This is a genomic window from Acinetobacter sp. FB (assembly GCF_056033405.1).
The window spans coordinates 491,810-515,424 of sequence record NZ_CM148502.1 but is presented as its reverse complement, the minus strand read 5'-3'; the positions used below and the strand labels follow the sequence as shown (position 1 = coordinate 515,424).

At 41.7% G+C, this 23,615-nt stretch carries 15 protein-coding genes, 2 tRNA genes, 3 rRNA genes and 2 pseudogenes; 5 read left to right on the top strand and 17 right to left on the bottom strand.

Annotation, left to right across the window (positions count from 1 at the left end; all coding sequences use genetic code 11):
• Positions 1 to 29: 29 nt before the first annotated feature.
• Genes AC0JIQ_RS02475 through AC0JIQ_RS02455 form a run of 5 tightly spaced genes read right to left on the bottom strand, consistent with a single transcriptional unit; the run spans position 30 to position 6,563 of the window.
• Positions 30 to 1,976 (bottom strand): acetyl/propionyl/methylcrotonyl-CoA carboxylase subunit alpha, encoded by a 1,947-nt coding sequence (locus tag AC0JIQ_RS02475; RefSeq protein WP_474203213.1) that lies wholly within the window; start codon positions 1,974 to 1,976, stop codon positions 30 to 32.
• Entirely contained in the window at positions 1,976 to 2,809 is an 834-nt protein-coding gene (locus AC0JIQ_RS02470; RefSeq protein ID WP_474202524.1) for an enoyl-CoA hydratase/isomerase family protein, read from the bottom strand. Before AC0JIQ_RS02470 ends, AC0JIQ_RS02475 begins: the two co-directional genes overlap by 1 nt.
• Positions 2,810 to 2,824: 15 nt before the next feature.
• Positions 2,825 to 3,982 carry an acyl-CoA dehydrogenase family protein gene (locus AC0JIQ_RS02465; RefSeq protein WP_474202523.1) on the bottom strand — a complete coding sequence of 386 codons (1,158 nt, stop codon included), beginning with the start codon at positions 3,980 to 3,982 and terminating at the stop codon, positions 2,825 to 2,827.
• Positions 3,983 to 4,025: 43 nt separating this feature from the next.
• Positions 4,026 to 5,639 (bottom strand): acyl-CoA carboxylase subunit beta, encoded by a 1,614-nt coding sequence (locus AC0JIQ_RS02460; protein ID WP_474202522.1) that lies wholly within the window; start codon positions 5,637 to 5,639, stop codon positions 4,026 to 4,028.
• Positions 5,640 to 5,642: 3 nt separating this feature from the next.
• Complete coding sequence (locus AC0JIQ_RS02455; protein ID WP_420001480.1) at positions 5,643 to 6,563, bottom strand: SDR family oxidoreductase; 921 nt, start codon at positions 6,561 to 6,563, stop codon at positions 5,643 to 5,645.
• Between the two features lie 176 nt (positions 6,564 to 6,739).
• Here AC0JIQ_RS02455 and AC0JIQ_RS02450 point away from each other — a divergent pair.
• Positions 6,740 to 8,708, top strand: a pseudogene (locus AC0JIQ_RS02450) (DUF2075 domain-containing protein).
• A gap of 67 nt (positions 8,709 to 8,775) precedes the next feature.
• Here AC0JIQ_RS02450 and AC0JIQ_RS02445 read toward each other — a convergent pair.
• On the bottom strand, positions 8,776 to 10,578 hold the full coding sequence (locus AC0JIQ_RS02445) for an acyclic terpene utilization AtuA family protein (RefSeq protein ID WP_474202521.1): 1,803 nt from the start codon (positions 10,576 to 10,578) through the stop codon (positions 8,776 to 8,778).
• Between the two features lie 194 nt (positions 10,579 to 10,772).
• On the opposite strand from AC0JIQ_RS02445, the gene AC0JIQ_RS02440 reads away from it, so the two are divergent.
• The 4 genes from AC0JIQ_RS02440 to AC0JIQ_RS02425 all read left to right on the top strand — a co-directional run bounded on the left by AC0JIQ_RS02440 (position 10,773) and on the right by AC0JIQ_RS02425 (position 13,434).
• On the top strand, positions 10,773 to 11,372 hold the full coding sequence (locus tag AC0JIQ_RS02440) for a TetR/AcrR family transcriptional regulator (protein WP_346511008.1): 600 nt from the start codon (positions 10,773 to 10,775) through the stop codon (positions 11,370 to 11,372).
• 35 nt (positions 11,373 to 11,407) lie between these two features.
• On the top strand, positions 11,408 to 11,812 hold the full coding sequence (locus AC0JIQ_RS02435; protein ID WP_474202520.1) for a YbbD-related protein: 405 nt from the start codon (positions 11,408 to 11,410) through the stop codon (positions 11,810 to 11,812).
• A 249-nt stretch (positions 11,813 to 12,061) separates the two neighbouring features.
• Positions 12,062 to 12,679, top strand: a complete 618-nt coding sequence (locus AC0JIQ_RS02430) for a DUF6915 family protein (RefSeq protein WP_474202519.1) — start codon at positions 12,062 to 12,064, stop codon at positions 12,677 to 12,679.
• Between the two features lie 17 nt (positions 12,680 to 12,696).
• Positions 12,697 to 13,434 (top strand): hypothetical protein, encoded by a 738-nt coding sequence (locus tag AC0JIQ_RS02425; RefSeq protein WP_474202518.1) that lies wholly within the window; start codon positions 12,697 to 12,699, stop codon positions 13,432 to 13,434.
• Positions 13,435 to 13,489: 55 nt separating this feature from the next.
• Here the strand turns inward: AC0JIQ_RS02425 and AC0JIQ_RS02420 are convergent, their stop codons facing one another.
• The 11 genes and pseudogenes from AC0JIQ_RS02420 to AC0JIQ_RS02370 form a co-directional block, all read right to left on the bottom strand.
• On the bottom strand, positions 13,490 to 14,662 hold the full coding sequence (locus AC0JIQ_RS02420; RefSeq protein WP_474202517.1) for an acyl-CoA dehydrogenase family protein: 1,173 nt from the start codon (positions 14,660 to 14,662) through the stop codon (positions 13,490 to 13,492).
• A 92-nt stretch (positions 14,663 to 14,754) separates the two neighbouring features.
• Complete coding sequence (locus AC0JIQ_RS02415; protein ID WP_474202516.1) at positions 14,755 to 15,918, bottom strand: acyl-CoA dehydrogenase family protein; 1,164 nt, start codon at positions 15,916 to 15,918, stop codon at positions 14,755 to 14,757.
• 137 nt (positions 15,919 to 16,055) lie between these two features.
• Complete coding sequence (locus tag AC0JIQ_RS02410) at positions 16,056 to 16,619, bottom strand: DUF4256 domain-containing protein (protein WP_287691082.1); 564 nt, start codon at positions 16,617 to 16,619, stop codon at positions 16,056 to 16,058.
• 22 nt (positions 16,620 to 16,641) lie between these two features.
• Positions 16,642 to 16,986, bottom strand: a pseudogene (locus AC0JIQ_RS02405) (GFA family protein).
• Between the two features lie 65 nt (positions 16,987 to 17,051).
• Positions 17,052 to 17,447 (bottom strand): hypothetical protein, encoded by a 396-nt coding sequence (locus AC0JIQ_RS02400; RefSeq protein ID WP_474202515.1) that lies wholly within the window; start codon positions 17,445 to 17,447, stop codon positions 17,052 to 17,054.
• 84 nt (positions 17,448 to 17,531) lie between these two features.
• Positions 17,532 to 17,921, bottom strand: a complete 390-nt coding sequence (locus AC0JIQ_RS02395; protein WP_474202514.1) for a putative signal transducing protein — start codon at positions 17,919 to 17,921, stop codon at positions 17,532 to 17,534.
• 92 nt (positions 17,922 to 18,013) lie between these two features.
• Positions 18,014 to 18,128 (bottom strand): 5S ribosomal RNA (rrf, locus tag AC0JIQ_RS02390).
• 159 nt (positions 18,129 to 18,287) lie between these two features.
• Positions 18,288 to 21,178: ribosomal RNA gene (locus AC0JIQ_RS02385) — 23S ribosomal RNA — on the bottom strand.
• Between the two features lie 359 nt (positions 21,179 to 21,537).
• A tRNA-Ala gene (locus AC0JIQ_RS02380) sits at positions 21,538 to 21,613 on the bottom strand.
• Positions 21,614 to 21,668: 55 nt separating this feature from the next.
• Positions 21,669 to 21,745 (bottom strand) — tRNA-Ile (locus AC0JIQ_RS02375).
• 59 nt (positions 21,746 to 21,804) lie between these two features.
• Positions 21,805 to 23,341: ribosomal RNA gene (locus AC0JIQ_RS02370) — 16S ribosomal RNA — on the bottom strand.
• The 16S, 23S and 5S rRNA genes sit together here with 2 tRNA genes alongside, the layout of an rRNA operon.
• Positions 23,342 to 23,615 lie beyond the last annotated feature (274 nt).

Below are 23,615 nucleotides of genomic sequence, written 5' to 3'. Positions count from 1 at the left end.
GTAGAACCTAGCTTTTTAATTTACACATTTTATGCAATCGCGACATTTAATAATAATTGTCGTTTTTTCACTTGTTGTCCAATTTGACCAATCAACTCATCTACCACGCCGTCAACATCCGACTTGATTTGTTGTTGGATTTTCATGGCTTCCAAAATCAATAAGGTTTGCCCTTTGCTAACAGTGTCTCCAGCATTGACCAATAGATTCACAATTGCCCCATCCATTGGCGCACGGATTTTACCATCCCCTACCACTTCAGCAGCTTCAGGTGCGGCATAGGTAATATTTTCAATCACTAAATTACCATTCACTGTATCTAAATAGAGTTGATTTTGATCAAGTACATAACTCAATTTACGGCGCACGCCATCAACGTTATAGATGATCTGAGTATCGCTTATTTCTACAACCTGAATCGTACATTGTTGATCACATAATCGCACGGTGACTTGCTGTTGATCCATCTCGACTTGTAGTGACAGTTGTTGATCTGCACATTTCAACTTTAATGGTAGCGGCGTTGCAATGCCTGTTTGCCATGCCGTTTTTGAAGCCTTATGTTGCGCAAATAGTGTTGCTGAAATCGCTAGACTTTCAAGAGTTGGAACTTGTTGATGTAGGCTGACGTCATCCTGAAAATGCTGCTGGATAAATGCAGTATTGGTATCACCCGCCACAATAATCGGATGACGCAATAAATTTACCAAAAATTGTTTATTGCTATTTACACCAAGCAATACACAATCATCAACAGCACGCGCTAATAGACGAATGGCATCTTCACGGGATTTACCATAGGCAATCACTTTAGCCACCATCGGATCATAAAATGGGCTAATTTCGCCCGCCTCTAACATGCCATGATCAATACGGACACTAGGCAACGCCGCAGGCTGCCAACGTAATACTTTTCCCGTTTGTGGCAAGAAGTCCTGACGTGGATCTTCGGCATATAAACGTACTTCAATCGCATGGCCATTTAGAGTCAGTTCATGTTGTTGTAACGGCAGAGTTTCACCATTGGCGACACGGAGTTGCCACTCGACCAAATCTAGTCCCGTAATCATTTCTGTCACAGGATGCTCAACCTGTAAACGAGTATTCATTTCAAGGAAATAGAACTCGCCAGACTGATCAAGTAAAAATTCAACCGTACCTGCGCCGATATAATCACAGGATTTTGCTGCCGCCACCGCAGCTTCTCCCATTTTCTGGCGTAACTCAGTTGTCATTACTGGGCATGGTGCTTCTTCTACCACTTTTTGATGACGGCGTTGAATTGAGCAATCTCGTTCAAATAGATAAACATAGTTGCCATGTGTGTCACCAAACACCTGGATTTCCACATGACGGGGTGCGATCACTGCTTTTTCAATAATGAGTTCACCTGAACCGAATGCATTTTCGGCTTCTGAACGCGCTGTTTTTAAAGCTTCGAGTAAATCAGCAGACTGGTGAACCAAGCGCATACCACGCCCACCACCACCAGCAGATGCCTTGACCATCAATGGAAAACCAATTTTTTCCGCTTGCTCAGCCAAGTATTGAATATCTTGCTGATCACCCTCATAACCAGGTACACACGGTACACCTGCATCAATCATGGCAATTTTGGATAAGCGCTTGCTGCCCATTAAATGAATCGCAGCAGCGTTTGGCCCAATAAAGGTGATACCGTTGTCGCTACAAGCTTGGGCAAAATCGGTATTTTCAGATAAAAACCCATAACCAGGATGAACAGCATCGGCACCAGTCTTTTTGCAGGCTTCGATAATATTGGTGATCGACAAATAAGACTCAGAGACTTTAGAAACACCAATGTATACAGCTTCATCAGCTACTTGAACATGGCGAGCATTGACATCTGCATCTGAATACACTGCAACAGTTTGATAACCCATTGCTTTTGCCGTTTGCATCACACGCACGGCAATTTCACCACGATTTGCGACTAAAACTTTTGAAAATTTCATCATTGCTCAGTCCAATTTGGTAAACGTTTTTGAATAAATGCCATCGTACCTTCTTGACCCTCTACCCCACCAACCGCTTGAGCAAACTGCTGTGCAGCATCGTCAAGTAAAGAATCTAAAGGCTCATTTAAAGTTCGATGTAGCAATGCTTTGGTGTTTCGAGATGCCAACGGTGCAGCACGTTTGATCTGTTGAATAGTATCCGTAAGCAATTGCTCAAGCTCAACGTCATCACGCACAACTTCGTGTATCACACCTAACTTCTGTGCAGTCTCACCATTAAAACGTGAACCTAACAACGCCAAACGACGCGCTTGAGTCAGTCCAATCCGTTTCACCACGAACGGTGCAATTTGTGCAGGTAATACTCCAAGACCTGTTTCAGGTAGACCAAATTGAGCATTATCACGGCTAATCGCAACATCCGAGACACAGGCTAAGCCAAAACCACCGCCGAGCACTGCCCCTTCTAAAATTGCAACAACTGTTTGCGGAGCTTGATCAACTTGTTCAATCATGGCACCAAAACGACGGTTAAAATCAACATAAGGCTGTAAACTGCCCACATTCGCTGCTTCAACACGCAAAGCTGCCATATCTTTAATATCACCACCCGCACAGAAATGCCCGCCTTTACCACGCAAAATTACCGCACGAATCGAAACATCATCAGCAATGTGAGCAAAGACCTGTTGAATAGCATTAACCATGTTGAGGCTCATGGCATTACGGCTTTCAGGTCGATTCAGCCACAGGGTTAAGATACTGCCTTGTTGTTCAAGTTGGATACTTTCATCTATTTGTAAATCAATAAGAGAAGTTGAAAGTGTCATTTTTCTTCTCCTATCTTATTTCTGTTTCTTCGGCAGAATATCCATGAGCTTACAGATGATCCCAAGCATAATTTCATCTGCACCACCGCCAATCGAACCTAAACGTCCATCACGATACAACTGTGATGCAGGGTTCTCCCACATAAAGCCATTTCCACCCCAATATTGTAGGCAGCTATCTGCGACTTCTCGAGTTAAGCGCCCTGCTTTGAGCTTTGCCATCGAAGCCATCATCGTTACATTTTCTCCTGCGATATGTTGTTCACAGGCTTGATAAGTTAAAGCTTTTAGCGCTTCAACCTCAGTCATCAATTCAGCAAAACGGAAATGCACATATTGATTATTAATGAGTGGCTGACCAAATGTCGTCCGTTCTTTAGTGTAATCAATGGTTTGTTGAATCACATTTTCCAAACCACCGACAGCATTTGCACATGCCCACATACGTTCTTCCTGAAACTGCATCATCTGCATCATGAAGCCCATACCCTCAGCACCCACCAGATTGCGCTGTGGTACACGAACGTTATCGAAATAAACTTGAGCCGTTGTGGTTGAACGCATTCCTAGCTTATTCAATGGTTCCGAGAAACTAATGCCTGCGGTTTTAGCAGGAACAATGATCATTGATTTATTGACATGCGGTTTGTCATCAGAAGTATTCGCAAGTAAGCAGAAGAAGTCCGCTTGCAGTGAATTAGTAATCCACATTTTGCTGCCATTAATCACATAATCATCACCATCTTTTTTTGCGGTGGTTTTAACCGCTGCAACATCTGAACCTGCATGCACTTCTGAAACTGCAATTGATGCCACATATTCACCACGAATCGCAGGATTCAGAAACTCTTCTCTCAGTTCTTTACTACCAAAACGAGCAAGTGCAGGTGTTGCCATATCGGTTTGCACACCAATCGCTAGAGGCACACCACCACATGCTGCACGTCCTAATTCTTCTGCTACCACAAGGTTATACGAATAATCTAAACCCAAACCGCCATTTTCTTCGGGCTTACAAATACCAAGCAAACCTAAATCAGCCATTTTCTTAAAGACTTCATGGATCGGAAAACGTCCCGCGGCTTCCCATTCTGGAATAAACGGATTAAGTTCGTTTTCTACAAACTGACGTGCGGTACGGCGTAAAGCGTCATGCTCTGCGGTAAATTTCATAGTTCTGTCCTAAATATTTTTATTGACTAAATTTTGTGTTGAATTAGAAACGTGATACACCAAAACGAGTTGGATTTAACTCGCGTTGCTGTGCTTCATAAATGGTCTGTAACAGGAAGATCAATACTTTACGCGTGTCTCTAGGATCGATAATGCCATCGTCATGTAACATCGCTGTATTAAATAAAGCGGTCGATTGCTGTTCCAATTTCATCGAAGTACTTTGTTCTAGAAAATCCAACATCTGTGGATTCGGTTCCATGCCTGAAGCTTTCTGTTTACCCTCAGCCACGATACGCAACACTTTTCCTGCCTGTGCTGAACCCATCACCGCTACGTGCGAATTTGGCCAAGCAAAGATAAAGTTAGGCGATAAACTACGTCCACACATGGCGTAGTTACCTGCTCCATAAGAACCAGCAACAATGATCGAGATTTTAGGTACAGTCGCGTTGGCAACCGCTTGGATCAGCTTAGAACCATGTTTAATAATGCCGTTTTGTTCAGCATCCGTTCCGACCATAAAACCCGTGGTATTATGCAAGAATAAAAGTGGTCGTTGGGTTTGTTCACAAAGATGAATAAACTGTGCGGCTTTAACCGCTCCTTGTGGTGTGATTGGTCCATTATTGGTGATAATTCCAATATGTACCCCACCCATTTTTGCCCAACCGCAAACAGTAAGCGCATCATATTCTTGTTTAAATTCTAAAAAGTCTGAATCATCAATAATCCGCGCCACGATTTCTTTCATATCCAAAGGTTGCTTCGGATCTTGCGGAATAATGCCTAACAACTCCTCGGCTGAGTAACGAGGTTCTTTATAATCCTGATCGAGGCTTTTGGTTTGTTCTTTCCAGTTCAAATGCTCAAAAATTTCACGAGCAATACGAATGCCATCAGCATCATTTTCAGCTAAATATTCAGCTACACCAGAAACCTGAGTATGCATTTCAGCACCACCGAGTTCCTCAGCCGTTGCCACTTCACCTGTTGCTGCTAACAATAATGGTGGACCAGCCAATAACATTTCTGTTTGCTTACGGACAGCAATCACATAGTCAGATAAACCAGGTTGATATGCACCACCTGCGGTGGCATTACCATGCACAACTGATATTTGTGGAATCCCTGCCGCAGACATTCTCGCCTGATTGGCAAAAGTCATACCGCCATAAGTAAACACTTCGGCTGCATAATTTAAATTTGCGCCGCCACTTTCGGTCAATGTCACAATTGGTAATTTTTGTTCAAGCGCAATCTTTTGCAAACGTAAGGTTTTTTGTACACCCATCGGTGACATGGTGCCACCTTTGATTGCGCTATTACTGGCAGTGACCAAAGCACGAACACCACTGACAAAACCAATTCCTGCAATAATACCCCCACCCGCTTCAGAACCATCTTTATCATCATGCATGTTGTAGCCAACTAGACCGCATAACTCCACAAAAGGTGAATCAGCATCGAGAAGTAAACGTACACGTTCGTGTGGGAGAATTTTGCCTTTCTTATCAAACTTTGGTTTTACTGCGTAAGACTTATCAATGCCTTTTTGCTGTACGGCACGCACCTCTGCAATTTGGCTTAATAAAGCATCTCTATTTTGTTGATATTGTTCACTACCGACTGCAATTTCAGATTGAAGAATAGTCATGATTTAATCCTTATTTGCATCTTGCGCTTGGGCAGATTGTTGCTCTGCTTTTTCAATCTGATCTTTGAGTACATCTGGAATAAATGCACGATGGAAGCCATTAAAAGACTGGCTATTCGTTGCATCTGCTAACGGATACATCCGTGTTCCTTGTGAAGCTGCACCATCAACTCTTAAGGTCACACCTGAAACAAATGCAGCAGCATCAGAAAGTAAATAACAAATCGCTGAAGATATCTCAGATTCTGTACCCATGCGTTTTAAAGGCACATTACCTGCCAAACTTGGAATAATGAATTTGGCAAAGTCACCACTGTAGTTATCCATGCCAGAAGAAATAATCCAACCCGGCGCGACACAATTAACCCGAACGCCTGAACGCCCCCACTCGACTGAAGCGGTTTTGGTCAGGTTATCCACACCCGAACGTGCTGCACCAGAATGTCCCATTCCTGGCATACCGCCCCACATATCAGCAGCCATATTGACAATGCTACCGCCGTGTTTTGCCATCCATTGGTTATAGGCTTCACGCATCAGGTAAAAAGTTGAATGCAGGTTATTACGTACTACAGCATCAAAGCCATTGGCAGAAATACTTTCAAGTGCAGATGGGAATTGCCCACCTGCGTTATTGACTAGACCATCCAGTTTGCTGAATTTTTCAATCACTTCAGCAATCATGTTTTTGACTTGTTCTTCATCACGGTTATCACAGACGATAAAATGGACTTTGCCACCATCTTCTAAAATTTCTTGGCTAACTTTTTCTAACTTTTCAATTTTGCGGCCAGTGATCACCACCTGAGCGCCTAAAGAAGCCAATTCGTGTGCGGTACAACGGCCAATACCCGAACCTCCGCCTGTCACGATAATCACTTTGTCAGTAAATGCATCTGCCCTGAAAATTGATTGGTAAGCCATTTTGATAAGATCCATTCATGTATTATTTTTGAATGCCTATACACTACCAAGCAAGTGCTTGGTTTGTAAAGTACATATTGTGACTTAGAGCAGAAGTCGTACTATTTTAAGTAATTGATTATTTTTGATGCTAAGATATTGTTCAATCTAAGATTTTTAAAATTTAAAAACTCACAATGAATACAAGTTATTATCAAAGTTCGATAGATTCTTTTTTAAACGAAAATAAAAATACAATTTTTGGACAACTGGCACGCCATCATCAACATGATTTAGAAGATTTGCAGAAAAATGCTTGGCTAGAACAAATTGAATTTCTACAACAAGAGCTTAATGATGTTTGTGGACATTTATATTTCGAGTTTTCCATCCCCAGAATGGGAAAACGAGTAGATAACATTTTAATTATTAATAATTTGATTTTCGTAATCGAGTTCAAAGTAGGTGACAGAAGTTATTCAAACTATGCTCAGAATCAGACAATCGACTATTGCCTTGACTTACAGAATTTTCATGAAGGCAGCCATAATAAAACGATTGTCCCCATTCTTATTGCTACAAATGCTCCAAGTAAACCTTCTAATATCAATGGTTCATTGAACCTGACAACTTGCATTTTATGTAATAAAGAAAATTTCAAAGAGATATTGCTTCAAATTTTAGACCAAGCAAAAACTACAGAAAGCTTAGATATTCATAGTTGGGAAAATAGCGTTTATAAGCCGACACCAACGATTATTGAGGCTGCTCAAGCCTTATATAAAGGTCATAGTGTCAAAGAAATTTCAAGGAGTGATGCTGGTACAATTAACCTATCAAATACCTCTCATTTAATAAATAAAATTATCGAAGACTCTAAAACCCAACATAAGAAATCAATCTGTTTTTTAACAGGTGTTCCTGGGGCTGGGAAAACTCTTGCGGGTCTAAATATCGCGAATGAGCGACTTAAAGCAGATGAATCAGAACATTCAGTATTTTTATCTGGTAATGGCCCATTAGTAGATCTATTGAGGGAAGCTCTAACCAGAGACTCGGTAGAATCTGCTAAAAAAAGGGGCCAGAAAATTTCACGTACAGAGGCTGAACGAAAAGCCAAGGCTTTTATTCAAAATATTCATCATTTTAGAGATGATAATTTAAGAACACCTCATGCGCCGATTGAAAAAGTTGTTGTTTTCGATGAAGCACAAAGAGCTTGGCAAAAAGAACAAGTCTCCAAGTTCATGCAACAGAAAAAAGGAATTCCAAACTTTGATATGTCTGAACCAGAATATCTAATCAGTGTAATGGATCGACATGATGACTGGTGCACAATTATATGTGTAATCGGCGGTGGTCAAGAAATTAATACTGGTGAAGCTGGTGTCTCAGAGTGGATCGAGTCGCTAAAAACAAAATATCAAGCTTGGGATATTTATTATTCAGATAAAATTTTGGCTAAACCAAATACCTATCTAAATAATCCAGATTTATCAAATTGGTTACAGCAACATGGACATCAAAGAACTGATCTTCATTTATCCACCTCTGTCCGCTCATTTCGAAGTGAAAAAGTTGCGTCATTAATCCAATCTATTTTAGATAATCAAAATGATCAAGCTTCTAAAATTTATCAAGAAATTAAAAATAATTATCCAATTAAAATCACGAGAGACTTAGCCAAGGCAAAAGCCTGGTTAAGAAATCAAGCTAGAGGTACTGAGCGAATTGGGCTTATCGCAAGTTCAGGCGCTAAAAGACTAAAAGCAGAAGGTATCTATGTTAAAAATGATATATCTCCAACTGATTGGTTTCTAAATCATCAGGATGATACCCGTTCATCTTATTACTTAGAGGATATTAGCAACTGAGTTCGATATCCAAGGGCTTGAAATCGACTATACCTGCGTAACTTGGGATATTAATCTTTATTATGATCAAGGTTGGCAATTTCAAAGTTTTAAAGGCTCAAAGTGGCAAAATATTAATAAAGACTCGACTAAAAGCTATCTTATCAATGCTTATAGAGTTCTATTGACCAGGGCTCGGCAAGGTATGGTTATTTTTATTCCGGCTGTAGATGGAACAGACCCTACAAGACCTCAAAAACACTATGACTCAATCTATAACTATCTCATTTCTTGTGGACTAGACATAATATAAAAAGTACTGGAGTTTCGCTTACAGTATCTCGTGCAAGCGAAACTCATATACTAGTTGATATTGATGATCAGACAATTAGTTTTCTAGGCACCTTCACCGGCATATCTAACAATTGCTGTGCAAAAGCCTTACCTTGCGGATCAATCCGCAAACTAGCAATTCCCCCCCCACCCAATGCATTTTCAAGCATAAAGTTCAGTGCATGCATGGCTGGCAGTTCATAACAAATGACTTTTGATTTGTCTGGATCAAGTACATGCTGCATATAATCAGCAACATTTTCCTCAGTTAATGCCGCTCGAATCCAAGGTAAGTACTCAGTCTTTCGTGCAATAACACCAATATTGCTGTGATTGCCCTTATCGCCACTGCGTGCATGTGCGACTTCAATCAAAGGCACTTCAATTTCATCACCTTGATAAATTGCGACTTCACCAATTGGGTGCGGAACAAAACTCTGTACGGTTGAGCCAGTTGGAATCTCAACAGCATGACGTTGCCCTGCAAAATCGACCTTAACCTTGATTTGATCTTTATCAATTAGGAAAGAGAAAAGTTTAACCACCGCCGAAGCTTTAGGACGACCACCAACAATCCCCGCCAATGCAGGTGCCATACCTGTGGAGGCTTGTGCAATTTCCGAAGCAAAGAACATACAAGCTTCTTTAAACATATGTTTCACAGCAATTTTGACGACCACCTCACGACTATCTTTCACTCTGGCATGCGGGCCATAAGTACTTTCGATCCCAAGAATTTCAATTGATTTTTCACTAAATGGCGGAACAGAACGCAAAGCCAATACACGTTCACATTTATTTAGAATTGAATTGGCAATCGTTTGAGCTTTTTCAGGTGCTTCACGACCTGCAATCAAGAAGCTAACTAAAACACGATAACCATCCGCATAGGTAGCACTGACTTTATATTGCTGCGTTGGTGCACGACCTGTTGCACCTGTAACTTTTACTCGATCTTCACCGACTTGTTCTAAATAAACTTGGCTAAAATCAGCTGTCACATCAGGAAGTAAATAGGCTTGTGGATTACCTATTTCATAAACGATTTGCTCTGCGACCGTTGCAGTCGATACTAAACCACCTGTACCTTGTGGTTTAGTCACAACAAAAGAGGAATCTGCACTGACTTCTACAATTGGAAAGCCCATGTTGTCAAAGCCTTGTACTAAACGCCAATCAGTAAAATTACCACCTGTACATTGAGCACCACATTCAATCACATGCCCCGCCAATGAGCCTTGAGCCAACTTATCATAATCATCGAGTGACCATTTATATTCATGCAGTAAGGGTGCAAGTACCACAGCCGAATCAACCACTCGACCTGTAATCACAATATCCGCACCTAAATCCAAGGCATCACGGATCGCAACTGCTCCTAAATAGGCATTACTGCTAGCTACATGATGTGGTAAAGCCTCACCATTAAACATTTCCTGAACATTTTGTTTTAGTAGCTCAGCATGTTTAGGTAATACATCATCCCCAAGTACCACAGCAACTTTTAAATCTAATCCTTTTTCATCAATTATTTTTTGTAAGGCATCACGACAAGCTAAAGGATTAACACCCCCTGCATTACTAATAACTTTGATTTTTTTCTCAGCAATTTTATTAATCAGTGGTGCCATCACTCGGCTAACAAAATCTAAAGCATAACCATGATTTGGATCGGTCATCATTGCCTTTGCCATGATAGACATGGTAATTTCTGACAAATAATCAAAGACTAAATAATCAATATCACTCAGATGCACCAACTGAAAAGCGGCTGTATTGGTATCCCCCCAAAAACCTGATGCACACCCAATTTTGATTACCTTCTGATCATCCTGCTTGATGCTTGTCATGAGCTTTCTCATTGTTATTTCTAAATTGCTCCAACATTACCAAGCAAGTGCTTGGTTTGTAAAGTACATAATGATATGCTGTATTGGCAAAAATAGACAAACCCAAGCAAATGCTTGTTATAAAAAGATAAGACAATTCATGAAATGAATTTTGTTACAATGCTCACTAGATTTAATAGGATAGACGGACTGGCATGATCGCAACTTCAATTGAGCAAATACCTAAAATTGTATGTTTTGACGATAGTCCACGTGGGCGTTTATTACTGGGTGCAGCTTACCTATTCTATAAACAAGGTTATGACAAAACCACGGTTCGACAACTCGGTGAATTTATTGGTATCCAGTCAGGTAGCTTGTTCCATCATTTCAAAAGTAAAGATGACATTTTAGCTACTGTCATGGAACAAACCATTATTTATAACTTTGCCCGCTTAAAAGAAGCAGCCGAACGTTCAAACGAGCCAGAACAACAATTACGTGATTTGATCAAAGCTGAACTGATTTCTATTACTGGGGATACAGGTGCCGCGATGGCCGTACTTGTTCATGAATGGTTTGCCCTCTCTAAAGAAAAACAAGACTATCTTTTAAAGATGCGCAATGAGTATGAACAAATTTGGCTCAATGTGATTGAAAAATTACGTGCTCAAGGAAAAGTTAAACATGATGCATTTATTTGGCGTCGATTAGTTGGTGGTTCTATTTCTTGGTCGGTCACGTGGTATAACCCAGATGGTAAAGTCAAAGTGGATGAACTGACTGAAATGGTTTGGGAAATGGCACTGAAATAATGAATAATTTCCTCTTATATTTTTGAGCAAAATATATGCAACGAACATTTATAATCTTACTTTCCAGCCTAATACTCGGTTGTACAGATGATATCGTTACAACCAAATTTACAGATTTGCGGCATGCGAAAGCTGAACATGCTTTTGAACGCGGTTGGTTACCTCCAATTTTACCGCCCAGCACAACAAATATTGTTGAAACAAATGATCTAGACTTGAATAAAGGTAACGGCTCTTTTACTTTTTCACCAATAGACCTAAAGTATTTTAGCGATCAAGGTGCAATTCCAATTAAAATAAGTACTGTAAATCATGGTACAAAAAAGGAAATGCAGGATCAGGGGTTTCAAATTTTCGTATATGCTAAAGATTCATCACTTTGGTATATAGCAGTTCATCCAGAAGGGAAAGGAAACTATTGGATTGAGTTAATAAGATAGTCTCCCAAATATAAATATCTGTAACCAGACTGCTTACTAATCAAGTCTTTGATAATTTCTTCAGCGCTACCGCCACTTATATATTCAAACTATCAGCAATACATGGTTAAAATAATTCAGTTAAATGATGACTTTTACTTTAATAAAACAAACGACACAACTTAACGCCTAACCAATTTCCTCTATTCTCGTTCAAATTAAAAACTGCTATTCTGCTTAAACATCAAAAGATTACAAGAAATAGTAAAAATGAATCCAGTTCAACATGCCAATATTTCAGTGAAACGTCGTGGGGGCGAGCTTGAAGATTATATTGATATTCATGCGCTAATCGACAGCACAAAAATGCTATGCACCGACAACCGCCATCGTATTTTGCATACCTTTTGGGGAGTTCAAGAAGTAATTATTCCGATTTTTGGACATTACTTCGAAAATAGTGCTGGCAATAGCATAGAAGTTAAAGACCTTTGTGAAAAAGATCATCTGTTAGTGGATTTCCATCACCGCTTTATTCCAACGATTGGAGACTTCGTTGCTGCAATGCAGGATATTCCTACAGATGGACTAGCTAAACGCCTCGAAAAATTTCACTCAGATGTGATTGATGATCCAAAGCTATCAGCAACATTACTCTCTCCATTATCAGTGACAGGTCAACTAAAATCTTTACTGATCACTCACAATAGTTGGTTTATCAATACCATTCTTCCTATGATGGGAAAAGGCGAAGCCAAATTTATTGCTTTTGATATTAGTCCAGACTTCTTTTTCAATGCAATGCGTTTTGAGCTTTGGATGGACAATGGTATGGCCGTCCCGCCAAGTGCAGCCAAACTGCAAGAATTAAAAACTAAAATTGCTTAATTAAAGGGGAAATAAACATGAGCAATATCCAATACGTGATTCGTCAAAACGACTTTGCTTACAATGATGAATGGCATCTGACCAATTGCGTTTCAACAGGTGCGATCAAGCAGATTTATACAGATAAAGCTGAAGCTGAAAAGGCATACAAATCACTAGTCGTCGAAGGCTTATACTATGATGAACTATGTAACTATGACATTGGCAATGGTGAAGCAGATGATGAAATCTACGAAAAACTTGAAGCTTTAATTTTAGAAAAAACAGGAAAAACTTTTAATATAGATGATGGAGAAATTCCTAAGCTGAATGAAGATGATGCTTTTAAATTTGCCAAAATTTCAGGTATTGTTTGGTATCAACTCTTAGAGATCGATTCGACACAACCTTGCTATGTGCTTTGGATCAATTCAGAAGAAGACTATTTTAGTGGTTATGAAACTGGCAGTATTATTTCTAGCCAAGATGAAAACTTTAGCGATGTTATGTGGGAAGCCAATATTTATGCGATGGACTATGAGTTCGAAGCCTTGATGGACAAACCACTTGCCGAGTTAAGCGATAGTCCACTGTTATTCAAACAATTTATCGAACAGACTCCAGATATTCGTTACGATGCTGAAAAAGACAGTATCGAAGGTATTGCCCTAGATAATATAAAATTTATCGATATAAAAACTTTGAACTCATTTTTGAAACAACCTATATTTGAAATCCGCCAAATCTCTTTAGAAGAATTAGCTGAACTAGAATAAATTTGAAAATAAAAAGTGCGGAAATTAACCACACTTTTTATTCGCCATAAAGGTATTAATAGCCTAGCTGCTTACTAATCAAATCCTTCATAATTTCTTCAGCACCACCACCAATCATATTCACTTTCACTTCACGATAAATTCGTTCGGACTTGGTTCCACGCATAAAACCCATTCCACCCAAAGTTTGCACAGCAGCATCCGCACAAAATTGCATCGTACGAGTCGCTACATTCTTTGACATCGAAATTTGTGCAATGAGGCCTGCTCCTTGCAGCTCATTTTGTCCCATTCGATAAGCTGTATCTTCTAATAATGCTCGTGTTGAGGTCAATTGTGTTGCCATATCTACGAGTTTGTGGCGAACCACTTGATGATCTACCAAGCGCTTTCCAAAAGTTTGACGCTGTTTTGCCCAATCTAAGGCTTCCTCATAACAGACCAAGGCATAACCATATGCCATCGCTGCTAGCCAAAAACGCTCCATATTAAAGTTATTCATAATGACTTTAAAACCAGCATTTTCCTCACCCAACAAATGACTAACTGGGACTTGGACATTGTCAAAATGCAAATGCGCTGTGTCTGATGCCCACCAACCCATTTTCTGTAAAGGTGATTTGGTTATTCCCTTGCTATGTGCATCGACCAGTAACATAGAAATACCTTTGGCGCCTTGTGCTTGCTGATCCGTCTTTACAGCAACCGTATAATAATCAGCACGAATCCCTGAGGTAATAAAGGTCTTTTCACCATTTAAAATATAATGGTCTCCTTCTCGAACTGCTTTGGTTTTAATTGCTGCTACATCAGAACCGCCACTAGGCTCGGTAATCGCCAAGGCTGATATTTTTTCGCCTGCAATAATCTGTGGCATAACTTCATTACGAATCTCAGGTCGAGCAAAATGATGAATGGGTGGTGTTCCAATGCTATGAATCATAAGCGAAATATGTACACCACCAGATCCAGCTTTTGCCATCTCAATTGCTGCCAACATGACATAAAAGGCATCTGCATCGGGAATGCCACCATGTTCAGCATCATAACCTAAGCCCATTAAACCGATATTTGCAGCCTGTTGATAGAGTGCTCGTGGAAATGTTCCTGCCTCGTCCCATTCATTCACATAAGGTGAAATTTCTTTCTCTACAAAACGTTTGACACTGTCTGCAAAAGCCCGATGTTCAGATGTGTAATAAATCGGGTTAAGTGATAAACCATCCATGTCTTTTTCCTAAATTATTATTTAACTAGTTGTTCTTTTATAAATACAGCTTTAGACCAATCTCGTCATGATCTAAAGCCTTAAAATTTCGCTTAATAACCGAGTTGGCGGCTGGCAAGGTCTTTCATAATTTCCTCTGCACCACCACCAATCATGTTCACTTTCACTTCACGATAGATACGTTCAGATTTCATACCACGCATAAAACCCATACCGCCTAATGTCTGCACCGCAGCATCGGCACAGAATTGCATGGTTTGTGTAGCCACATTCTTGAGCATACAAATCTGAGCAATCAGTTCATTTCCCTGTAATTCAGGTTTTCCTAAACGGTAGGCCGTATCTTCCAATAATGCGCGAGTTGAAGTTAAACGTGTCGCCATATCGACCAACTTGTGACGCACGACTTGATGATCAATTAAGCGTTTACCAAAAGTCTGACGTTGTTGAGCCCAATCCAAAGCCTCTTCATAGCAAACCAATGCATAACCATAGCTACTGGCAGCAAGAAAAAATCGCTCCATGTTAAAGTTGTTCATAATGACAAAGAAGCCCATATTTTCGGCACCAAGTAAGTTTTTGGCTGGTACTCGCACACTATCAAAGTGCAAATGAGCTGTATCCGATGCCCACCAGCCCATTTTATCTAGCTTTGATTTTGTAATGCCTTCACTATGCGCATCAATCAGCAACATTGAAATACCATTAGCGCCCTTCGCATCGGGATCAGTTCTTACTGCAACAGAATAATAATCCGCACGAATACCCGATGTAATAAAGGTCTTTTCACCACTGACAATATAATCGTCACCATCTCGAACCGCTTGGGTTTTCAAAGCCGCAACATCCGAACCACCGCTAGGTTCAGTAATTGCTAATGCAGAAATTTTTTCTCCTGACAAAATTTGTGGTAAGACTTCAGCCTTGACCTCTTCTTGAGCAAAATGCTGAATTGGTGGCGTACCAATCGTATGTGAAAGTAATGATGCAGCCAAACCACCTGATGCGCACTTCGCCAACTCAACGGAGGCAAGTAGAGTATAAAATGCATCCGTTCCCGCAATACCACCATAATTTTCATCAAAGCCAACACCAAGCAAGCCAATATCAGCAGCCTTTTTATAAAGTTCTCTCGGAAAGGTTTCCGCTTCATCCCATTCATTGATAAAAGGACTAATTTCCTTTTCAGTAAAGCGCCTAACACTCTCAGCAAAGGCTAAATGTTGCTCAGTGTAATATAAGGGATTGAGTAGCATGCTTACTTCCTAGTAATTATTGATCATTGTTTTCGAATATTTAGTGAGCACTAAGGTATCAAAACCATAAAAACCAAGCAAGCGCTTGGCAAAATTTAAAATTAAAAAAAATTAGAATAATGACATAAAGTACAAAATTATATTTTTAGTCGACCACGAAAACCACGAGTCGCATAATAAGATTGCGCACCATTATGATAAGTAAAAACTCGTCCATAACGAGAATCACAAAAAATTGCTCCACCTAATTTGCGTACATCTTCTGGTGTTTTTACCCAACTCGATGTTTTTAGATCAAAATGTTCAACCGACTGTAATTGTTTATATTGTTCTTCTGTGAGCAATTCAATACCCATTGTCTCTGCAACTTCAAGCGCATTATTTTCGGGCTTATGTTCTTTACGTGCATCTAAAGCAGCGCGATCATAACAAAGACTTCTACGCCCTTTTGGCGTTTCTATAGCACAATCATAAAAGATGATTTCTGATAATTTTGAGTCAAATGATACGATATCAGGTTCTCCACCGGTCTCTTCCATTTGATTCAACACCCATAGCTTTTCAGGTTTCTGTTTCAACTGATTTTCAATATCAACCCAATTTAAAGCTTGATGCCGATGCATATTTTCTTCAAAACGCTTTTCTAGGATCTCAAACAACATGATCGTCTGTTCAGCACTTAACTGTTTTTTCTTAGTCATTTTTCTTCTCTAAATTTTAATACTACACCAAACGGCCATCAAAATGATTGATTTTTGTGCTTTTCAAATCTAAATTTTCGATACATCTAATATTAATGGCCTACATCTTATTCCCATGCGGATCAATACCTATAGCATAAGGATGAATACCACAGATCTTACAAAAATGATGATCAATCACATGCTTATTAAATTGGTAACTAGTTAAAACATATTCGAACTGAGATATGAACTTTATCTATCGGTAAGAACCACAATAAAGAAGCTTTTCTTTGGCAGATCGAGCAGTTACATGACATTGCTTTAGTTAAATCACCTTGCGCAATAAAGGTGATTTTCCACAATTACAACTTCCGTTATATTCCATCTTATTGTCCTTTTTATAATCTTCTAGTGTATTAGACAAAGCTGTTTAAATGATGCCCACTTAATTTAGTTATTTCTTTCGTGATAAGAAAATTTAAGTTGATGCCGCCATTCATATTCCAATCGAGCCAAAGCACCAACAAAGACAGCCTCTACAGCAATATGGATCACTGCAAAGATTGTCATTTCCTGCCAGAATCGCCAAAGCATAACCAGACAAGCCAAGACCCAGATGCTATTTGCAATCACCAAAATGTTGATGAGGAACAGTGCACATTTTTTATAATTGGCGAGTGTAAATGAATAACATGCGTATAAGAGATTCACGCAACCCACGAAAACAATAATCCCTTTGGGTAAATGATAAAGTTGACTTAACCATTGTGCAGCAAGCAATACGACCAGCCCAGCAAATGCAGCCGCAGTGCAATCTACCCATAAAATATTTTTCTGAATATTCATAAACTTCAATGCGCTTTTTATTTTAATTTGAGCATATACAGATCATTGGTGATTTAAAACATCTTGCTGATTTGCTATACGGCATTAACTCCAAAAATGTTGGCACTGCCGACACTTCGTTCCATTTTTATAAGAAAATAGTGGAAAGCCAAGCAATAGAAAAATCACATAAGCGGGGCGTTTACCTTCTGTATAAGGTTGTATATCAGTACTACCACAATTAGGACAGCTTTCACTTGCTCCAAACTGTTGTTCTACTTCTTGGCTAAAATCTTGTACAAGTAATACTTTCGCTTCTTCTGCATAATGTTCTGGAACTAATAGTCGTACACCACCTAAAGCATTGGAATAAAGCCAATCCATATTAATGGTATGTTCATTTTCAATACGTGCAATTTCAGCTGCTTCCAATTCCGTTTTGGCGATCTGAGCCTCATATGGAAAGGAAAAACTTTGTACAACGATCCAAGTCATATCAGAAAGATCTTAAATAAAGATTCAGTATATAAAACTCTGGACAATAAAAAACACCCCCAACCGTTAGGTTAGGGGTGTTTAGATTTAAAAGCTGGCGATGACTTACTCTCACATGGCAAACGCCACACTACCATCAGCGCTAAGAGGTTTCACTTCTGAGTTCGGGAAGGGATCAGGTGGTTCACTCTTGCTATTGTCGCCAGCAAACTGTTTTGGCTTTCGGTGGTCTTACGTTTTTTGCCACTTATTACCGAAAGAGTTATTAACGGATTAGATTATTGGGTCTGTATTGTAACTAGTTTTCACACTAAATCAAGTTATGTATTGAATTTATCTTGAATACAACAACTGTTTGGGTGTTGTATAGTCAAGCCTCACGAGCAATTAGTATTGGTCAGCTTCACACGTCACCGTGCTTCCACACCCAACCTATCAACGTCCTAGTCTCGAACGGCTCTTTAGAGGAATAAATTCCTAGGGAAATCTTATCTTGAGGTAGGCTTCCCGCTTAGATGCTTTCAGCGGTTATCCCTTCCGAACATAGCTACCCGGCGATGCGACTGGCGTCACAACCGGTACACCAGAGGTTCGTCCACTCTGGTCCTCTCGTACTAGGAGCAGATCCTCTCAAATTTCCAGCGCCCACGGTAGATAGGGACCGAACTGTCTCACGACGTTCTAAACCCAGCTCGCGTACCTCTTTAAATGGCGAACAGCCATACCCTTGGGACCTGCTTCAGCCCCAGGATGAGATGAGCCGACATCGAGGTGCCAAACACCGCCGTCGATATGAACTCTTGGGCGGTATCAGCCTGTTATCCCCAGAGTACCTTTTATCCGTTGAGCGATGGCCCTTCCATACAGAACCACCGGATCACTAAGACCTACTTTCGTACCTGCTCGACTTGTGGGTCTCGCAGTTAAGCGCGCTTTTGCCTTTATACTCTACGCGTGATTTCCGACCACGCTGAGCGCACCTTCGTACTCCTCCGTTACTCTTTAGGAGGAGACCGCCCCAGTCAAACTACCCACCAGACATGGTCCTCGCCCCGGATTACGGGGCAGAGTTAGAACCTCAACATTACCAGGGTGGTATTTCAAGGACGGCTCCATTGGAACTAGCGTTCCAACTTCAAAGCCTCCCACCTATCCTACACAAGTAAGGTCAAAGTTCAATGTCAAGCTGCAGTAAAGGTTCACGGGGTCTTTCCGTCTAGCCGCGGGTACACTGCATCTTCACAGCGATTTCGATTTCACTGAGCCTCTGCTGGAGACAGCGCCGCCATCATTATGCCATTCGTGCAGGTCGGAACTTACCCGACAAGGAATTTCGCTACCTTAGGACCGTTATAGTTACGGCCGCCGTTTACTGGGGCTTCGATCAAGAGCTTCGCTTACGCTAACCCCATCAATTAACCTTCCAGCACCGGGCAGGCATCACACCCTATACGTCCACTTTCGTGTTTGCAGAGTGCTATGTTTTTAATAAACAGTTGCAGCGGCCTGGTTTCTGTGGCTGCCAATAGCTCAGGGAGCAAGTCCCATCACCGTCAGCAGCGTACCTTCTCCCGAAGTTACGGTACCATTTTGCCTAGTTCCTTCAGCAGAGTTCTCTCAAGCGCTTTGGTCTACTCGACCTGACCACCTGTGTCGGTTTCGGGTACGATTCCTGTGTAACTGAAGCTTAGAGACTTTTCCTGGAAGCATGGTATCAGCCACTTCACTGTACAAGTACAGCTTGCTATCAGTTCTCAGCATAGAGTACCCCGGATTTGCCTAAGATACATGCCTACAACCTTCCACCTGGACAACCAACGCCAGGCTGACTTAACCTTCTCCGTCCTCTCATCGCATTACACAGAAGTATTGGAATATTAACCAATTTCCCATCGACTACGCCTCTCGGCCTCGCCTTAGGGGTCGACTCACCCAGCCCCGATTAACGTTGGACTGGAACCCTTGGTCTTTCAGCGAACGGGTTTTTCACCCGTTTTGTCGTTACTCACGTCAGCATTCGCACTTCTGATACCTCCAGCATACTTCTCAATACACCTTCATCGGCTTACAGAACGCTCCCCTACCACTTGACTAATGTCAAATCCGCAGCTTCGGCACATAGTTTTAGCCCCGTTACATCTTCCGCGCAGGCCGACTCGACTAGTGAGCTATTACGCTTTCTTTAAAGGGTGGCTGCTTCTAAGCCAACCTCCTAGCTGTCTATGCCTTCCCACATCGTTTCCCACTTAACTATGATTTTGGGGCCTTAGCTGGCGGTCTGGATTGTTTTCCTCTTGACTACGGACGTTAGCACCCGCAGTCTGTCTCCCGGATAGTACTCATTGGTATTCGGAGTTTGCATCGGTTTGGTAAGTCGGGATGACCCCCTAGCCGAAACAGTGCTCTACCCCCAATGGTATTCGTCCGAGGCGCTACCTAAATAGCTTTCGGGGAGAACCAGCTATCACCAGGCTTGATTAGCCTTTCACCCCTATCCACAAGTCATCCCCTGGCTTTTCAACGACAGTGGGTTCGGTCCTCCAGTTAGTGTTACCCAACCTTCAACCTGCTCATGGATAGATCGCCTGGTTTCGGGTCTATACCCAGCAACTAAACGCCCTATTAAGACTCGATTTCTCTACGGCTCCCCTATACGGTTAACCTCGCTACTGAATATAAGTCGCTGACCCATTATACAAAAGGTACGCAGTCACCGAACAAGTCGGCTCCCACTGCTTGTATGCATGCGGTTTCAGGATCTATTTCACTCCCCTCACAGGGGTTCTTTTCGCCTTTCCCTCACGGTACTGGTTCACTATCGGTCAGTCAGGAGTATTTAGCCTTGGAGGATGGTCCCCCCATATTCAGACAAGGTTTCACGTGCCTCGCCCTACTCGTCATCATTGTGTGTGCCCTTTCGTGTACGGGAATATCACCCTCTACGTTCGCACTTCCCAGAGCGTTCCACTAGAACACACACAACTTAATGGGCTGCTCCCCGTTCGCTCGCCGCTACTAAGGGAATCTCAATTGATTTCTTTTCCTAAGGGTACTGAGATGTTTCACTTCCCCTCGTTCGCTTCATAAGCCTATGTATTCAGCTTATGATACCCGCCTTATAGCGGGTGGGTTCCCCCATTCAGAAATCTCCGGATCAAAGGATATTTGCCGCCTCCCCGGAGCTTATCGCAGGCTATTACGTCTTTCATCGCCTCTGACTGCCAAGGCATCCACCACATGCACTTAATTACTTGACTATACAACCCCAAACAGTCGTTAACACATACAAGTGAGTGTTAGCGTTGCAAACTTAATTGCTACTATTCGTTGTCTGTGAACTTAATCACCATACAGCTTCAATCTAAATTCATATACCAAAACGCTTGATTCAGTGTTTTTGCTAGTTCTCATTTTGTTCTTTCGAACAAATGAGTGAACAATTTATTTCAGACTCAATTTTCTAATCTGTTAATGATTAACTACCACCTCGTCGGTGAGCAGTAAACTGTGATAAATCACAGAGATTAATAAACCAGTCAACTTGGACTGTATTCACTAAACTCTATAATCTTCTTAGCTTTGAATTAAGTTCGTTTTTACAAACTCTTTTAATTCATGGTGGAGACTAGGAGAGTCGAACTCCTGACCTCCTGCGTGCAAAGCAGGCGCTCTACCAACTAAGCTAAGTCCCCAGCTTATCACTTAATGAACGACATATCTTTCAATCTAAGCTACTACAATCAGATTTGGTGGGTCTGACAAGACTTGAACTTGTGACCCCACGCTTATCAAGCGTGTGCTCTAACCAACTGAGCTACAGACCCTCAGATACATCTTCGAAGAACAACTTGTTGTGGATTCTTACCAGTCACCAATCTTTCGTTAAGGAGGTGATCCAGCCGCAGGTTCCCCTACGGCTACCTTGTTACGACTTCACCCCAGTCATCGGCCACACCGTGGTAAGCGTCCTCCTTGCGGTTAGACTACCTACTTCTGGTGCAACAAACTCCCATGGTGTGACGGGCGGTGTGTACAAGGCCCGGGAACGTATTCACCGCGGCATTCTGATCCGCGATTACTAGCGATTCCGACTTCATGGAGTCGAGTTGCAGACTCCAATCCGGACTACGATCGGCTTTTTGAGATTAGCATCCTATCGCTAGGTAGCAACCCTTTGTACCGACCATTGTAGCACGTGTGTAGCCCTGGCCGTAAGGGCCATGATGACTTGACGTCGTCCCCGCCTTCCTCCAGTTTGTCACTGGCAGTATCCTTAAAGTTCCCATCCGAAATGCTGGCAAGTAAGGAAAAGGGTTGCGCTCGTTGCGGGACTTAACCCAACATCTCACGACACGAGCTGACGACAGCCATGCAGCACCTGTATCTAGATTCCCGAAGGCACCAATCCATCTCTGGAAAGTTTCTAGTATGTCAAGGCCAGGTAAGGTTCTTCGCGTTGCATCGAATTAAACCACATGCTCCACCGCTTGTGCGGGCCCCCGTCAATTCATTTGAGTTTTAGTCTTGCGACCGTACTCCCCAGGCGGTCTACTTATCGCGTTAGCTGCGCCACTAAAGCCTCAAAGGCCCCAACGGCTAGTAGACATCGTTTACGGCATGGACTACCAGGGTATCTAATCCTGTTTGCTCCCCATGCTTTCGTACCTCAGCGTCAGTATTAGGCCAGATGGCTGCCTTCGCCATCGGTATTCCTCCAGATCTCTACGCATTTCACCGCTACACCTGGAATTCTACCATCCTCTCCCATACTCTAGCTTCCCAGTATCGAATGCAATTCCCAAGTTAAGCTCGGGGATTTCACATCCGACTTAAAAAGCCGCCTACGCACGCTTTACGCCCAGTAAATCCGATTAACGCTCGCACCCTCTGTATTACCGCGGCTGCTGGCACAGAGTTAGCCGGTGCTTATTCTGCGAGTAACGTCCACTATCCAGTAGTATTAGTACTAGTAGCCTCCTCCTCGCTTAAAGTGCTTTACAACCAAAAGGCCTTCTTCACACACGCGGCATGGCTGGATCAGGCTTCCGCCCATTGTCCAATATTCCCCACTGCTGCCTCCCGTAGGAGTCTGGGCCGTGTCTCAGTCCCAGTGTGGCGGATCATCCTCTCAGACCCGCTACAGATCGTCGCCTTGGTAGGCCTTTACCCCACCAACTAGCTAATCCGACTTAGGCTCATCATTTAGCGCAAGGTCCGAAGATCCCCTGCTTTCTCCCGTAGGACGTATGCGGTATTAGCATTCCTTTCGGAATGTTGTCCCCCACTAAATGGCAGATTCCTAAGCATTACTCACCCGTCCGCCGCTAAGATAAGGTGCAAGCACCTCATCTCCGCTCGACTTGCATGTGTTAAGCCTGCCGCCAGCGTTCAATCTGAGCCATGATCAAACTCTTCAGTTTAAAATCATTAGTAGCTTATGGCTACAAATCTTGGCTCATCAATTTTCTGACTAAAAATTCGCTCAAATAAACTTCGAGAAATTTCTACCATTCAATCAATGAAATATTTTCGATCGATCAACCAGTAAAAATCCACACAAGTTGTTCTTCTATTCTCTTAATGATCTTCTTGATGATTCGTCATCATCAAGCTAGGTCGGCTATGTTACTCTAATTTATCTTAAAGTCAACAGGTAATTTAGATATTTTTAAAACCTATCAATCAATCCAAGAA

Coding starts and splice junctions, on each gene's coding strand:
- AC0JIQ_RS02410 (WP_287691082.1), bottom strand. CDS start 16,619: ATGACTAAGAAAAAACAGTTAAGTGCTGAACAGACGATCATGTTGTTT.
- AC0JIQ_RS02415 (WP_474202516.1), bottom strand. CDS start 15,918: ATGCTACTCAATCCCTTATATTACACTGAGCAACATTTAGCCTTTGCT.
- AC0JIQ_RS02445 (WP_474202521.1), bottom strand. CDS start 10,578: ATGACAAGCATCAAGCAGGATGATCAGAAGGTAATCAAAATTGGGTGT.
- AC0JIQ_RS02475 (WP_474203213.1), bottom strand. CDS start 1,976: ATGAAATTTTCAAAAGTTTTAGTCGCAAATCGTGGTGAAATTGCCGTG.
- AC0JIQ_RS02420 (WP_474202517.1), bottom strand. CDS start 14,662: ATGGATGGTTTATCACTTAACCCGATTTATTACACATCTGAACATCGG.
- AC0JIQ_RS02435 (WP_474202520.1), top strand. CDS start 11,408: ATGCAACGAACATTTATAATCTTACTTTCCAGCCTAATACTCGGTTGT.
- AC0JIQ_RS02425 (WP_474202518.1), top strand. CDS start 12,697: ATGAGCAATATCCAATACGTGATTCGTCAAAACGACTTTGCTTACAAT.
- AC0JIQ_RS02470 (WP_474202524.1), bottom strand. CDS start 2,809: ATGACACTTTCAACTTCTCTTATTGATTTACAAATAGATGAAAGTATC.
- AC0JIQ_RS02465 (WP_474202523.1), bottom strand. CDS start 3,982: ATGAAATTTACCGCAGAGCATGACGCTTTACGCCGTACCGCACGTCAG.
- AC0JIQ_RS02460 (WP_474202522.1), bottom strand. CDS start 5,639: ATGACTATTCTTCAATCTGAAATTGCAGTCGGTAGTGAACAATATCAA.
- AC0JIQ_RS02400 (WP_474202515.1), bottom strand. CDS start 17,447: ATGAATATTCAGAAAAATATTTTATGGGTAGATTGCACTGCGGCTGCA.
- AC0JIQ_RS02455 (WP_420001480.1), bottom strand. CDS start 6,563: ATGGCTTACCAATCAATTTTCAGGGCAGATGCATTTACTGACAAAGTG.
- AC0JIQ_RS02440 (WP_346511008.1), top strand. CDS start 10,773: ATGATCGCAACTTCAATTGAGCAAATACCTAAAATTGTATGTTTTGAC.
- AC0JIQ_RS02430 (WP_474202519.1), top strand. CDS start 12,062: ATGAATCCAGTTCAACATGCCAATATTTCAGTGAAACGTCGTGGGGGC.
- AC0JIQ_RS02395 (WP_474202514.1), bottom strand. CDS start 17,921: ATGACTTGGATCGTTGTACAAAGTTTTTCCTTTCCATATGAGGCTCAG.